The 13,340-nt window shown below is 66.6% G+C and carries 12 protein-coding genes; 4 read left to right on the forward strand and 8 right to left on the reverse strand.

Going from position 1 to position 13,340, the window contains the following annotated elements; genetic code table 11:
• Positions 1–39 precede the first annotated feature (39 nt).
• Complete coding sequence (locus ACOJB8_RS12085) at positions 40–1,854, forward strand: PglL family O-oligosaccharyltransferase (RefSeq protein WP_342948441.1); 1,815 nt, start codon at positions 40–42, stop codon at positions 1,852–1,854.
• A 55-nt stretch (positions 1,855–1,909) separates the two neighbouring features.
• On the opposite strand, the gene ACOJB8_RS12090 is transcribed toward ACOJB8_RS12085, so the two are convergent.
• Complete coding sequence (locus ACOJB8_RS12090; protein WP_342948442.1) at positions 1,910–2,260, reverse strand: nucleotide pyrophosphohydrolase; 351 nt, start codon at positions 2,258–2,260, stop codon at positions 1,910–1,912.
• Positions 2,261–2,264: 4 nt separating this feature from the next.
• Positions 2,265–2,744 carry a cyclic pyranopterin monophosphate synthase MoaC gene (gene moaC, locus ACOJB8_RS12095; protein ID WP_342948443.1) on the reverse strand — a complete coding sequence of 160 codons (480 nt, stop codon included), beginning with the start codon at positions 2,742–2,744 and terminating at the stop codon, positions 2,265–2,267.
• 181 nt (positions 2,745–2,925) lie between these two features.
• On the opposite strand from moaC, the gene ACOJB8_RS12100 reads away from it, so the two are divergent.
• A complete protein-coding gene (locus tag ACOJB8_RS12100) occupies positions 2,926–4,737 on the forward strand; it encodes a M48 family metalloprotease (protein ID WP_342948444.1) in 1,812 nt (603 codons plus the stop codon).
• 8 nt (positions 4,738–4,745) lie between these two features.
• Here the strand turns inward: ACOJB8_RS12100 and ACOJB8_RS12105 are convergent, their stop codons facing one another.
• From ACOJB8_RS12105 to ACOJB8_RS12130, 6 genes are all read right to left on the reverse strand, one after another.
• Positions 4,746–5,381 carry a DUF2946 family protein gene (locus tag ACOJB8_RS12105; protein WP_069262855.1) on the reverse strand — a complete coding sequence of 212 codons (636 nt, stop codon included), beginning with the start codon at positions 5,379–5,381 and terminating at the stop codon, positions 4,746–4,748.
• Positions 5,374–6,444: a YheT family hydrolase gene (locus ACOJB8_RS12110; RefSeq protein WP_368605576.1), complete on the reverse strand. Its 1,071-nt coding sequence runs from the start codon at positions 6,442–6,444 to the stop codon at positions 5,374–5,376. Before ACOJB8_RS12110 ends, ACOJB8_RS12105 begins: the two co-directional genes overlap by 8 nt.
• A gap of 27 nt (positions 6,445–6,471) precedes the next feature.
• Positions 6,472–6,918, reverse strand: a complete 447-nt coding sequence (locus ACOJB8_RS12115; protein ID WP_069262853.1) for a nuclear transport factor 2 family protein — start codon at positions 6,916–6,918, stop codon at positions 6,472–6,474.
• Positions 6,919–7,229: 311 nt separating this feature from the next.
• Positions 7,230–8,255, reverse strand: a complete 1,026-nt coding sequence (gene waaF / locus ACOJB8_RS12120) for a lipopolysaccharide heptosyltransferase II (protein ID WP_069262852.1) — start codon at positions 8,253–8,255, stop codon at positions 7,230–7,232.
• Positions 8,256–8,463: 208 nt separating this feature from the next.
• On the reverse strand, positions 8,464–8,658 hold the full coding sequence (locus ACOJB8_RS12125) for a zinc-finger domain-containing protein (RefSeq protein ID WP_028205950.1): 195 nt from the start codon (positions 8,656–8,658) through the stop codon (positions 8,464–8,466).
• A gap of 59 nt (positions 8,659–8,717) precedes the next feature.
• The gene (locus tag ACOJB8_RS12130) at positions 8,718–9,641 is read right to left on the reverse strand and encodes a branched-chain amino acid transaminase (protein WP_342948446.1); all 924 of its coding nucleotides are present in this window, start codon (positions 9,639–9,641) and stop codon (positions 8,718–8,720) included.
• A gap of 495 nt (positions 9,642–10,136) precedes the next feature.
• Here ACOJB8_RS12130 and ACOJB8_RS12135 point away from each other — a divergent pair, with 495 nt between their 5' ends.
• Both ACOJB8_RS12135 and pyk read left to right on the forward strand, forming a co-directional pair.
• The gene (locus tag ACOJB8_RS12135; protein ID WP_475012705.1) at positions 10,137–11,336 is read left to right on the forward strand and encodes a phosphoglycerate kinase; all 1,200 of its coding nucleotides are present in this window, start codon (positions 10,137–10,139) and stop codon (positions 11,334–11,336) included.
• A gap of 429 nt (positions 11,337–11,765) precedes the next feature.
• Entirely contained in the window at positions 11,766–13,202 is a 1,437-nt protein-coding gene (gene pyk / locus ACOJB8_RS12140) for a pyruvate kinase (protein WP_069262849.1), read from the forward strand.
• The last annotated feature ends 138 nt before the right edge of the window (positions 13,203–13,340 follow it).

Consider the following 13,340-nt stretch of genomic DNA (forward strand, 5'->3'; position numbering starts at 1 on the left):
TTTGTATAGTGCCCCGTTGCTGAACGCCCCCGCCCAACCATGCCTTCCAATTTTGCGCGTTACCTTACGTTCGTCTTGCTGGCCCTCGCGTTGACGCTGCCCTATGCGGTCGTCAACCACACCTATCCGATTCCGACTTTCTACGCGGAATTCGTTGCACTGACACTTTATGTGCTGATGGGCGCCGCGACGTTGCTGCTCATTCGTCCGGCGCGCGCAGGCGAGGGCTTCGCATCGCCCACGGTCGCGCTCGTGCCGCTCTTCTTCGGTCTGTTGCTGATCGTGCAGACGTTCGCACTGCCGCTCGCCGAGCCTTCGATGAACTGGCTCGGCGCCGGTTATCTGCTCGCCGCGTTCCTCGCGACGCACGCGGGCTACACCATCACGCGCGCGCGCCTCATGCAATCGGCGCTCGTGTGGGCGGCTTTCGCGCTGCAGTTCGGCGGCCTCTTCGCCGTATTCACCCAGGTGATCCAGCTCTTTCACCTGGAGACGAAGGTCACGCCGCTCGTGGTGGCGTACAACATCACGGTCGATCGCCGGCCGTTCGGCAACATGGCGCAGGCCAATCACCTCGCCACCTATATCGCCTTTGCGATGGCGGGTGCGATGTACCTCGTCCTCACACGGCGTTTGAACATCCTGCTGTGGGGCGTGCAGACCGTGATCTATTCGGGCGGTCTCGCGCTCACCGTGTCGCGCGGGCCGTGGCTGCAGATGGGCGTGATTTTCGTCGCGGGTCTGTGGATCGCGCTCACGGGCTGCCGCAGCGAAGGCGACGAGGGACGCGGTGCGGGTGCGGGCCGCAAGGCCGGCGGCGTGCGCGCCTGGGCCATCCCGTTCGTGCTCGTGCTGATCTTCTTCGGCATGAATGCATTCGTGCGCTGGGCCAACGTCCACTACGGCCTGGACCTTGCGCAGTCCGCCGCCGAGCGCATGAAGGACGCCAGCCAGATCGCGCCGCGCCTCGCACTGTGGCGCTACGGCTGGACGATGTTCAAGTCGCATCCGGTGCTGGGCGTCGGCTGGGGCGATTTCCCGGTGCACCAGTTCGAGCTGGCGCGCTCGCTTGGCGGCGTCGAGATCGCCAACAACGCGCACGACATCTTCCTCGACCTGCTCGCGAAGACCGGCCTCGTCGGTCTTGCCATCGTCGTGATCGGGCTCGTCGCGTGGTTCGTGCGCGGGCTGCGCGCGCCGCATACCGCCGAGCGCGTGTTCGGCTTCATGCTGATCGGCGTGCTCGTCATGCATGCGCTCGTCGAATATCCGCAGCAGTACATGTTCTTCCTGCTGCCAGCGATGTTCGTGTTCGGCCTGCTGGAGACGAAGCCGCTGCGTGTCGTGCCGTCGCGTGTCTCGCTCGGCGTGTATGCGGTGGTCGTGTTCGGCGGCGTCGCGGCGCTGTACCCGGTGCTGCGCGACTACAACCGCGCCGAGGTGCTGTATTACGGTCAGCACCCGGCGCGCGACTACGGCGACGATCCTTCGCGGCTGTTCGGCGCTTGGGGCGACTACGGTATGGCCACGCTGTTGCCGATGAACGCCGCGAGCCTGCCGAGCAAGCTTTACGCGCACCAGCGCGCCATCGCGCTGCTGCCCGGCGAAACGGTGCTGCGCCGCTACGCGGTCTTGCAGGCGCTGGATGGCGATACGGCGGGCGCTTTCGATACGGTGGAGCGTCTGCGCATTTTCGCCACGGAACTGCACGACTGGCAGACGCAACTCGCTTCGCTCTACGGCCTGCTCGACGAGCAGCCCACGCTCGCGGACTTCAAGGCGCAACTCGTCAAGAAGTACGGGACGCCGGCGAAATCGGTCGAACAGGACGACGAGGACGATTCGGACGATTGAGTCTCGCAGCGCGCGCGTGAAGGGGCGGTGAGTCAGCTCGCCGCCGCTCCGGCAATCAAAGCTCGGAGTACTTCGCGGCGCTGCCTTTTGCCTTCTCCACGGGATAGCGCTGCGCGTTCAGCTTGAGCTTTTCCGCCGCCGCTTCGACCAGATCGATCCCGGCGGTATGGGCGACCAGCAACAGGTAGATGAACACATCCGCGCATTCGTGCTTGAGATGCGTGAGCTGCGCGGGATCGGCGATCTGCGCGTCGATCTGCGCATCGGTTTTCCACTGGACCGTTTCCAGCAACTCGCCGGCCTCGATGCTGGTGGAGACGATCAGGTTGCGCAACGTGTGAAACTGCTTCCAGTCGCGTTCGTCGCGAAAGGCCAGAACCTGCGCGAGCAGTTCGTCGAGCGTCATGGCATCAGCGCTCCGCCACCCAGTCTCCCGACTTGCCGCCGTGCTTTTCCAGCACGCGCACATCGGTGATCGTCATGCCGCGATCCACTGCCTTGCACATGTCGTAGACGGTCAGCAGTCCGACCTGCACGGCGGTCAGCGCTTCCATTTCCACGCCCGTGCGGCCGAGCGTTTCCACCTGCGCCGTGCAGTGAACGCCGGGCAGCGCTTCGTCGAGCACGAAATCCACTTTCACGCGCGTGATGGCGAGCGGGTGGCACAGAGGAATCAGATCCGAAGTGCGCTTCGCCCCCTGGATCGCGGCGATGCGCGCAACGCCGATCACGTCACCTTTTTTCGCGTGGCCGTCGCGGATCAGCGCGAAGGTTTCCGGCAACATGCGGATCGTGCCGCTCGCGAGCGCGATGCGCTTCGTCTCTGCCTTGCCGCCGACATCGACCATATGGGCGTCGCCGGCTGCGTCGAAATGCGTGAGTTCAGGCATGGTGGTTCTTCCTTGAGGGGTACCTATCTTAACAGTGCGGCACGCCGCGCTTTCTACGCGTCTTGCCGTGTCGCAAGTGTTGTAAGGCGGGCTACAATCGATGGATTGGCGCAAGGGCGCGGGCGGTCCTCACCGGGCGCGCCGCCGCGCCGGTGTTCCGCATTCCCCGATCCTGTCATCAATGCGTCTGAAACGGCTGCTTGCTGCATGGTTGTGCGCGTCGCTTACGGTTTCGCCGCAAGCGTACGCGCAGGCGTCGAATGCCGCCGTCCTCAAGTCCGGCGCGGCCCCGCCGATGGCCGCGCAGCCGGCACCGGCCCCCTCCAGCCCGGCACCGAACGCGGCCAATGCGGCGCCCGCACTCGTCAGCGGCCCGTTCGACGACTCGGCGGACCCCGTCGTCCCCGCCTCGATCGCGCAGGGCGTGTTCGGCACTTACGGCGGCGCGCAGAGCCGCTTTTCGGCCCAGGGCCAGGCAGGCGCAGCTTCCTCGCCTTCGACTTCGAGCGGCAATACCAGCGTGCGCGCCCCCGCCTGGGTGCCGCAACTGCCCGACCTCGGCGACGGCTCCGGCGGCGCGCTCACGCCGCAGGCCGAGCGCCGTATCGGCGAGCGCGTGATGCGCGAGATTCGCCGCGACCCCGACTATATCGGCGACTGGCTCGTGCGCGACTACCTCAATTCGGTGGCCGCGCGCCTCGCGGCGGCCGCCAGCGCGCAGTTCATCGGCGCCTATCGGCCCGACTTCGATCTGTTCGCGATCCGCGACGGCCAGATCAACGCCTTCTCGCTGCCGGGCGGCTTCATCGGCGTGAACTCGGGGCTCATCGTCGTCACCCAAACGGAGTCCGAACTCGCCTCCGTGCTCGGTCACGAAATGGGCCACGTCTTGCAGCGGCACATCGCACGTATGCTTTCGCAGAGCGAGCGCACGGGCCTGGCCGCGCTGGCCGGCGTGCTGTTCGGCATTCTCGCGGGCGTGCTCGCGCATAGCGGCGATCTCGGCGCCGGGATTGCGCTCGGCAGCCAGGCGTATGCCGTGGACAGCCAGTTGCGTTTCTCGCGCGCCGCGGAGCACGAGGCCGATCGCGTGGGCTTCCAGCTGCTCACGGGCGCGGGCTACGACCCGTGGGGCATGGTGGCGTTTTTCGAGCGGCTCGAGCGCGATTCGATGGAAGACACGGGCGTGCCGGCCTACGCGCGCACGCACCCGCTCACCGGCGAGCGCATCGCCGACATGCAGGACCGCGCGCGCCGCGCCGCTTACCGTCAGCCGCGCCAGGCGCCCGAGTACGGTTTCGTGCGCGCACGCGTGCGTGTGCTTCAGGACCGCACGCGCAACGAGTACATCGACGAGGTTTCGCGTCTGCGCTCAGAGCTCGAGGACCGCACGGCGCTCAACGTCGCCGCGAACTGGTATGGCATTGCCTACGCGCAGTTGCTGCTGGAGCGCTACGACGACGCCACGGCGTCGCTCGCGAACGCGCGCGCGGCGTTCGCGAAGTTCGAGGCCGCGGATGGCAGCAAGACGCGCAGCTCGCCGAGCCTCGACGTGCTCGCCGTGGATATCGCGCGCCGCTCAGGCCGCACCGACGACGCCGTGCGGCTGGCCGAGGCCGCGCACAAGGCGTGGCCAGGCTCCCACGCGGCTACCGATGCGCGGCTGCAGGCGCTGATCGCGGCGCGGCGCTTCAAGGAGGCGCAGACGCTCGCGCGCAGCGAAACCGAGGCCGAACCGCAGCAGGACGCCTGGTGGCTCTATCTGGCGCAGGCGAGCGCCGGACTCGGCGACGCGCTCACTCAGCATCGGGCGATGGCGGAGAAGCTGGCGCTCGACGGCGCGTGGCCCTCGGCTATCCGTCAGCTCAAGGAGGCGCGCGACATGAAATCGGTGGGCTACTACGATCTGTCGACGATCGAAGCGCGCCTGCACGACTTCGAGGCGCGCTACCAGCAGGAGCGCCAGGACGAGAAGGACGAGGGCCGCGGCTAAGTCGGGGCTCAGTCCGCGGATGCAGGCGGCGTGCCGCTCGCGCCGTGCCCCGCGGCCTGCGCTTCGCGCTCGGCGCGCGCCGGGCTCGCCACGAAGGCGAAGCGCGTGCTTACGTCGGCGCGCTTGACCGGCTGCAGCGGCAGCGCGGCGCCGGCGCGCCAGTGGAAGGTGCCGCTGTGGGCGTCGTCCGCGAGCGTGGCGTGGTCGGTGAAGAGGTCGAGGTCGTGGTCGTGCAGCAGCGCCGCGCGCGGCGGCGAACTCGCATCGGCGAAGATCACGCTGCCCGCTTCGTCGAGGTAGGCGGCCACAGGCTCGAACGCTTGACCGCCCTGATCGGTGAGCGTCAACGCGTCGTCGCCCTCGTGACCCGCGGCGAGACGCACGATCCACGGCGTGTATTCGAGCTCGACGTACACGCGCTGCGGCCCGTTCTGGAAGTACCACTGGCCGTGTTCATCGCGCTCGTAATTGCGGTTGATGAAGCCGAGCAGCGCTTCGTGGCGGATCGCGGTGCCGGGTGCGTTCTGCGCCTGGGCGGCCTCGTCGCGCATGCGCCAGTTGCCGCGTGCGTCGAGCAGCAGCCAGCCCGTGCAATGCGGGACGTTGGGCCAGCGCGCGAGCGCCTGTTTGACGATGTCATCCATGAGAGACGAAAGGCGAGAGATAAGCGAACACGCGCTGCGAAAGCCAGTCGCTGCGGCCAGGGAACGGTCCCGTCATGAAGCCGACGTGGCCGCCGTGCGCGGGCTGATCGAGCTCGACGGCGGCGCTCACTTCGTGGCGCGCGGGCAGCGCGCGGCCCGGCAGGAACGGATCGTTGCGCGCGTTCAGAATGAGCGTGGGGACGGCGATTTCGCCGAGCTTCGGGCGGATCGTCGCCTGCGTGTAGTAGTCGTGGGTGTCGCGAAAACCGTGCAGCGGCGCCGTCACGACATTGTCGAATTCGTACATCGTCCGGCTGGCGAGCACGGCTTGCGCGTCGAACAGGCCGGGGTACTGCTCGAGTTTCTGGAGCGCCTTCACTTTCAGCGTCTTCAGGAAGCTGCGCGTGTAGATCATGCCGAAACCCTGCGTCAGCATCTCACTGCCTGCATGCACATCGAGCGGCGTGGAGATCGCCGCGGCGGCCGCGACGATCGCGGCGTCTTCCCGACGCTGGGCAAGCCAGTGCAGCAGCACGTTGCCGCCGAGCGACACGCCCGCGACCACGAGCGGCCCCGCGTGGCGGGCAGCGAAGCGGCGCAGCACCCAGTCGACTTCGGCGGAATCGGCGAGATGGTAGAAGCGCGGCAGCAGGTTCAGCGGTCCGCTGCAGCTGCGAAAGTGGGGGATCGCCGCATGCCAGCCGCGCGCCTGCGCGGCGGCAGCGAGCGCGCGCGCGTAGTGGGAGCTCGAGCCGCCTTCCAGGCCGTGGAACAGGACGAAAAGCGGGGCGTTGTGTGAATCCGCACCGGCACGCTTGCCGTCCAGCCAGTCCACTTCGATGAAGTCGCCATCCGGTGTGTCCCAGCGCTCGCGGCGGTAGGCGGGCGCGGGCAGGCGCGAGAACAGCGCCGGCACGATGGTCTGGATGTGCGCACCGGGCAGCCAGAACGGCGCGCGGTAGTCGTTGTCGTAGTGGGGGCCGAGCAGGGCGGTCTGGGCATCGAGCGCGGCCGCGACGCGGGCTGCGTCGCCGGGCCTGCTGGTGTCGTCGGTCGTACTCATCACTGCCCCCTGCTTTGCGCCCTTATGTCAGTGCAGCGCGCCCTGGCCGTGGCGCAATCTGGCCGAGAACTGGGTGGCTGCGTCGTCGGGCATGCGGCTCGCGTGAATGTGCGCAATGCGCCACTCGCCGCGCTCGTGAACCATCACGTAGGTCGTGAAGACCATGGTGGGAATCGCACTGGGATCAACCGGGCGGTGCGCTTCCACGATCGCGTAGACCACGGTGCCGAGGCTGTCGTACACACGGATGTCGAGCGGCTCGATCGACACCGGCGCCGCTTCGAGCTGTGCGGCGAGGCCCGCGCGGATGCTCGGCAGGCCGTGCAGGTGCGCGCCTTCCGCCGTGATGCAGCTCACGAACTCTTCATCGATCCACAGACCCATCAAGCTGTCGATGTTGACTTCCGCGACGGCCTGGTAGTACGCGTTGAGGGTGTCCGCGGCGGCTTCGAAGATGTGGGCAAAACGTGGCATGGCTCGTTGGTCTTGTGCGCTCGGTGTCGCATTCGGCGTCTACCTGGGCGCGGGTTGGCGATTGATCGGTTGCGTCGTTGTGCGGCTGTCGCTGCGTGCCGCGCGTTTGCCGCGAGCATGCCGCTTTCGCGAGACAGGCCTGTGACGTGCTCCGATGCGGCGCATGGGTCCCTCCCGCGCCTCGTTGCCTCTATTGGGCGCGCGCAACGCGCATGGCGTCCGTTGCGTGGCGCACATCCATTTGTGTGCGCGATGTTTTCAGCGTGGCGGGCGGCACATAGCCACCCAACGCTGCTGGCGATGCCTGTTCCTTATCGCTGCCCGAGCAGCATGCCGCGTAGATCGCCGAAAACCTGCTCCGGGCTCAGTTCGCGCAGGCAGTTCAGATGCCCGAGCGGACACTCTCGCGCAAAGCAGGGACTACATTCGAGATGGAGCCATTGTACCTTTGCAAGCTCGGACAAGGGCGGCGTGTGGCGCGGATCCGTCGAACCGTACAGCGCGACGAGCGGCCGACGCAGCGCGGCGGCCACGTGCATCAGGCCCGAATCGTTGGTCACTACGGCGTTCGCGCGCGAGATCAGTGCGCACGCCTCGCCGAGCGCGGTCTGCCCGCACAGGTTGCGCACGTTCGGCGCGCGATCGGCAATCGCCTGGGCGAGCGGGGCGTCCTTCGGCGAGCCGAGCGCGACGATCTGCGTGTACGGGAACGACTGCCCCACCATCTTCGCGAGCGCCGCGAAATGCTCGGGCGGCCAGCGCTTGGCCGGGCCGTACTCGGCGCCGGGGCAGAACACGAGCAGCGGCACGCGCGTATCGAGATTGAAGCGCGCCGACACGCGCGACGCCTCGTTCGGGTCCGACTCGAGGCGCGGCATCGGCAGGTCGTCGGGCACGCTCGCGCCGGGCGCGTAGGCGAGCGCGGCGTAGTGGCTGACCATCGGCGGGCGCTCGTCCTTGGGCGGATTCGCATGGCGCACATTCAAGAGGCCGTAACGGTTCTCGCCCGTGTAGCCAATGCGCAGCCCGATATTGGCGAGCCACGGGATCAGTGCGGACTTGAGCGAATTGGGCAGCACATAGGCGGCGTCATAGCGTTCGGCGCGCAGATCGCCCGCCAGTTGCCAGCGGCGCAGCAGCTGCAGCTTGCCGTGGCCGAGGTCGGTGGCGTAGACGTCGCGGATCTCGGGCATTCGCTCGAGCACGGGCGCAACCCAGGTTGGCGCGAGCGCATCGATCTGAATGCGCGGGTGCAGTTTCACGAGCCGCGAAAAAAGCGGCTGCGCCATCAGTGCGTCACCGATCCAGTTCGGTGCGATTACCAGCGCGCGGCGCATCGGGAGTCAGGGTCCGGAGAGGGTAAAGGTTGCACGTGCGGCTTGCCCGCCTCGCGCCGGCTCGGGCCGGCATGGGGGCGGATTGGGCCGCGCGCGAAACACGGTTGGGAAAATGACGAGAAGCCGCGCGCCGGTGAACGGGCGGCGGCAGCACGTAAAACGCGCCGCCGCATGCAACGACAGCGCGCCGCGAGTGAGGCGAAACGCGTCAGTGGCCGTGGACGACCTCGCCCGCGCGCAGCTTGTAACGCGTGCTGCAGTACGGGCACTTCGCTTCGCCGTGCGTCACGTCGAGGAACACGCGCGGGTGGTTGCTCCAGCGCGGCATCGACGGATTCGGGCAGTAAGCGGGCAGATCCTTGGCCGAAAGTTCGACCAGCGGCATTTCCTTGATTTCGCTCATGAGGACGATTCTCTGTGTAGCTGTGGGGGCCAGGCGTTGGCGCGCCCGGACCTTTTGTCTTAGACCTTCGCGAGCCAGTGCGCGTACTTGTCGTTCTTGCCCGAAACGACGTCGAAGAAGGCCGATTGCAGCTTCTCCGTGACCGGGCCGCGCGAGCCGCTGCCGATGGTGCGGTTGTCGAGCTCGCGGATCGGCGTGACTTCGGCGGCGGTGCCCGTGAAGAACGCTTCGTCGCAGGTGTACACCTCGTCACGCGTGATGCGCTTTTCGATCACGGGAATGCCCATGTCGCGCGCGAGCGTGATGACCGTGTCGCGCGTGATGCCGTCGAGGCACGACGCGAGGTCCGGCGTGTACAGCTTGCCGTTGTTCACGAGGAAGAAGTTCTCGCCCGAGCCTTCCGAGACATAGCCGTCCACGTCGAGCAGGAGCGCTTCGTCGTAGCCGTCGGCGGTGGCTTCCTGGTTGGCGAGGATCGAGTTCACATACCAGCCCGAAGCCTTGGCGCGCACCATCGACACGTTCACGTGATGGCGCGTGAACGACGACGTCTTCACGCGGATGCCCCTGGCAAGGCCGTCTTCGCCGAGATAGGCGCCCCACGGCCATGCGGCGATGGCCACGTGAATGGTGTTGCCCTTGGCCGAAACGCCGAGCTTTTCCGAGCCGACCCAGATGATCGGGCGGATGTAGCACGACTCGAGCCTGTTCGCGCGCACGACTTCGAGCTGCGCGTCGGCGAGCGTCTTCGCGTCGAACGGCACGTCCATCTGGAAAATCTTGGCCGAGTTGAGCAGACGCCTGGTGTGCTCGGCGAGGCGGAAGATCGCGGTGCTGCCGTCGGCGGTCTGATAGGCGCGTACACCTTCGAAGACACCCATGCCGTAGTGCAGCGTGTGGGTCAGCACGTGAATGTTGGCGTCGCGCCAATCAATCAGCCTGCCGTCCATCCAGATCTTGCCGTCGCGGTCGGCCATTGACATACGAATCTCCAGACAAGTGCAGTAAATATCGGGCTTATATAGGGGTTTCGCCGCGCGCCGCGTGGCTGCGGTTGGCAAAGACGATTATTTTAGCGTCATTTGACGCCTTCCAGCGCGCCCGCGGGCGCTTGGGGCGGGGATTTCGGGCGATTTTAGGGTCGTTTCGCGCGTGTTCCGCATGAATATTTTTTTGGGTTTAGCCCATGCTGCATCGCAGCAAATCGCGCGAACGCCCGCCCGGCGAGCAGCGTCTGCCCAAATACGGGAGATTCGCCTGGACACGTCTCTGATCGTCCTGGCTATCAGCTAAAATACCGATCTCGCAATCGATGCCGGCTCGTGCCAGCGACGAGCAGCGACATGGAGCCGCGACCCGAAACAGCGTTCAAACCGGATCCCGCGCCGTGCCGTCCCGCACGTCTTGCCGCGCCAGAATGAGGCCCGCGGCGCCGCATCGCCTTGCCACCGCCTTCCCACCATCAAGATGACATGCCCATGAACAAGGTTCTGCGTCTTTCCGATCTGATCTCCGAAGGCAAATTGAAGGGCAAGCGCGTATTCATCCGCGCCGACCTGAACGTGCCGCAGGACGACCACGGCAACATCACCGAAGACACCCGCGTGCGCGCCTCCGTGCCGGCCATCAAGGCCGCACTCGACGCCGGCGCGGCCGTCATGGTCACCTCGCACCTGGGCCGCCCGACCGAAGGCGAATTCAAGCCCGAAGACTCCCTCGCGCCGGTCGCGAAGCGTCTGGCCGAACTGCTCGGCCGCGACGTGCCGCTGGTCGCGAACTGGGTTGAAAACGGCGTGAACGTCGAGCCGGGCAACGTGGTGCTGCTCGAAAACTGCCGCGTCAACAAGGGCGAAAAGAAGAACTCGGACGAGCTTTCGCAAAAGATGGCGAAGCTCTGCGATATCTACGTGAACGACGCGTTCGGCACCGCCCATCGCGCCGAAGCCACGACCTACGGCATCGCGAAGTACGCGAGCGTCGCCTGCGCGGGTCCGCTGCTCGCGGCCGAACTCGACGCGCTCGGCAAGGCGCTCGGCGCGCCCAAGCGTCCGCTGGTGGCCATCGTGGCGGGCTCGAAGGTTTCGACCAAGCTCACCATCCTCAAGTCGCTGGCCGAGAAAGTCGATCAGCTGATCGTCGGCGGCGGCATCGCCAACACGTTCATGCTGGCCGCGGGCCTGAAGATCGGCAAGTCGCTCGCCGAAGCCGATCTGGTGGACGATGCGAAGGCCATCATCGACGCGGCGCGCGCGCGCGGCGCCTCCGTGCCGATCCCGACCGACGTCGTGACCGCCAAGGAATTCTCGCCGACGGCCAGGGCCGAGACGAAGAACGTGGCCGACGTGGCAGACGACGACATGATCCTCGACATCGGTCCCGTCACCGCCAACGCACTCGCCGCGCAGCTCGCGCAGGCCGGCACGATCGTGTGGAACGGCCCGGTCGGCGTGTTCGAGTTCGACCGGTTCGGCAACGGCACGAAGACGCTCGCGGATGCGATCGCCAGTTCGGGCGCCTTCTCGATCGCGGGCGGCGGCGACACGCTCGCAGCCATCGCGAAGTACAACATCGCCGAGAAGGTCAGCTATATCTCCACCGGCGGCGGCGCCTTCCTCGAGTTCCTCGAAGGCAAGAAGCTGCCGGCGGTCGAAGTGCTCGAAACGCGGGCGGCTGGTTAAGTGGCGCCGCGCGCCCCGGCCGGGAAGGCCATGAGCAAACTTCCTCGTGCAGGCGCACAGAAGTCGCGCAGCGCAGCCGGGGCCGCAGCAAAACAGAAGGGGCGCGCAGCGCCCCAGGCAGAGACGGACCAGGCGGGGGCCGACGCGACCCCCGCCGCCGCTGCCGAAAAGGACCTTGCGGCGACGCAGTCGACTGCTGAATCGACAGCCGCACAGAATCCGACAGGGCGCACAGCCACGCCCGCATCGAATACGACTACGCATGTAGACAGCGCCGTAGCGGCTCATGTGAGCCCTGCGGTGTCCTCCAAGAAAGCGACGCCGGGTACACCCGGTGCGCGTTCCGGCGCATCCGCACCCGCGGCGCAGCCGGCCAGCACTTCTCGCAGCAACGGTTTTCCCAGCGATCCTATCCAGACGAGGAGACTCATGCATCGCGCCACCAAGATTGTCGCCACCATCGGTCCGGCTTCCAGCACGCCGGACATCCTGCTGAAAATGATCCGCGCAGGACTGGACGTGGTGCGCCTCAACTTTTCGCACGGCACCGCCGACGACCATCGTCAGCGTGCTGAAATGGTGCGGGACTGCGCCCGCCAGGCTGGCCGCGAAGTTGCGATCATGGCGGACCTGCAAGGCCCGAAGATTCGCGTCGGCAAATTCGAGAATGGCAAGACGACGCTCGAGCCGGGCCATCCGTTCATCCTCGACGCCGAATGCGAGCTCGGTAATGACGAGCGCGTCGGTCTCGACTACAAGGATCTGCCGCGCGACCTGAAGCCGGGCGACATCCTGTTGCTCAACGACGGCCTGATCGTGCTCGACGTCGCGCGCGTGATCGGCAGCGAGATCCACACGATCGTGCGCGTGGGCGGCGACCTGTCGAACAACAAGGGCATCAACCGCCAGGGCGGCGGGCTGACGGCGCCCGCGCTCACCGCGAAGGACATGGAAGACATCCGCACGGCCATGTCGCTGGGCGCGGACTTCGTCGCCGTGTCGTTCCCGAAGAACGCCACCGACATGGAAATGGCGCGCCAGCTCGCGAACATCGCGGGCGCGCCTTACGGCATCAAGCCGAAGATGATCGCGAAGATCGAGCGCGCCGAGGCGATTCCGGCGCTGCAGGAAATTCTCGATTCGTCGGACGGCATCATGGTCGCGCGCGGCGACCTGGCCGTGGAAGTGGGCAATGCCGCCGTGCCGGCGCTGCAAAAGCGCATGATCCGCATGGCGCGCGACTCGAACAAACTCGTCATCACAGCCACGCAGATGATGGAGTCGATGATCCACGCGCCGGTGCCTACGCGCGCCGAAGTCTCGGACGTCGCCAACGCGGTGCTCGACGGCACGGACGCCGTGATGCTCTCGGCCGAATCGGCCGCGGGCAAGTACCCGGTGCAGACCATCGAGGCCATGGCCGCGATCTGTCTGGAAGCGGAGAAGTCGGAGCAATCCGAACTGGACAAGGACTTCCTCGACCGCACCTTCACGCGCATCGACCAGTCGATCGCCATGGGCGCCTTGTTCACGGCCTATCACCTGGGCGCGAAGGCGATCGTCGCGCTTACGGAGTCGGGCTCGACCGCACTCTGGATGTCGCGTCACTGGACCCATGTGCCGATCTTCGCGCTCACGCCGCGTGCAGGCAGCGAGCGCGCCATGTCGCTCTATCGCAATGTCACGCCGCTGCACCTCGATACGAGCAGCGACCGCGACACGGCGCTGCAGCAAGCCATCGAAGTGGTGGTCAGCAAGGGCTACGCGTCGCACGGCGACATGGTCGTGCTGACCGTGGGCGAGCCGATGGGGCAGCCGGGCGGCACGAACACACTGAAGATCGTGCGCGTCGGCGACGTGCTCTAACTTCGGTGCGGTAACCGCGCGGCGATTTTTTTCGCTTTATTTTCGCGACTCCCGAAAATAAATGCGGTCGACGTCGACTGGTACCACACTGGTATCAGATCGACGTAAGATCGGTGCCGTTTAGACGCTTTTTCCCCG

Source organism: Paraburkholderia sp. BR10141, assembly GCF_056155635.1.

Bases quoted from the DNA above. Each gene is read 5' to 3' on its own strand.
- ACOJB8_RS12085 (WP_342948441.1), top strand. From the start codon at position 40: ATGCCTTCCAATTTTGCGCGTTACCTTACGTTCGTCTTGCTGGCCCTC.
- ACOJB8_RS12090 (WP_342948442.1), bottom strand. From the start codon at position 2,260: ATGACGCTCGACGAACTGCTCGCGCAGGTTCTGGCCTTTCGCGACGAA.
- moaC (WP_342948443.1), bottom strand. From the start codon at position 2,744: ATGCCTGAACTCACGCATTTCGACGCAGCCGGCGACGCCCATATGGTC.
- ACOJB8_RS12100 (WP_342948444.1), top strand. From the start codon at position 2,926: ATGCGTCTGAAACGGCTGCTTGCTGCATGGTTGTGCGCGTCGCTTACG.
- ACOJB8_RS12105 (WP_069262855.1), bottom strand. From the start codon at position 5,381: ATGGATGACATCGTCAAACAGGCGCTCGCGCGCTGGCCCAACGTCCCG.
- ACOJB8_RS12110 (WP_368605576.1), bottom strand. From the start codon at position 6,444: ATGAGTACGACCGACGACACCAGCAGGCCCGGCGACGCAGCCCGCGTC.
- ACOJB8_RS12115 (WP_069262853.1), bottom strand. From the start codon at position 6,918: ATGCCACGTTTTGCCCACATCTTCGAAGCCGCCGCGGACACCCTCAAC.
- waaF (WP_069262852.1), bottom strand. From the start codon at position 8,255: ATGCGCCGCGCGCTGGTAATCGCACCGAACTGGATCGGTGACGCACTG.
- ACOJB8_RS12125 (WP_028205950.1), bottom strand. From the start codon at position 8,658: ATGAGCGAAATCAAGGAAATGCCGCTGGTCGAACTTTCGGCCAAGGAT.
- ACOJB8_RS12130 (WP_342948446.1), bottom strand. From the start codon at position 9,641: ATGTCAATGGCCGACCGCGACGGCAAGATCTGGATGGACGGCAGGCTG.
- ACOJB8_RS12135 (WP_475012705.1), top strand. From the start codon at position 10,137: ATGAACAAGGTTCTGCGTCTTTCCGATCTGATCTCCGAAGGCAAATTG.
- pyk (WP_069262849.1), top strand. From the start codon at position 11,766: ATGCATCGCGCCACCAAGATTGTCGCCACCATCGGTCCGGCTTCCAGC.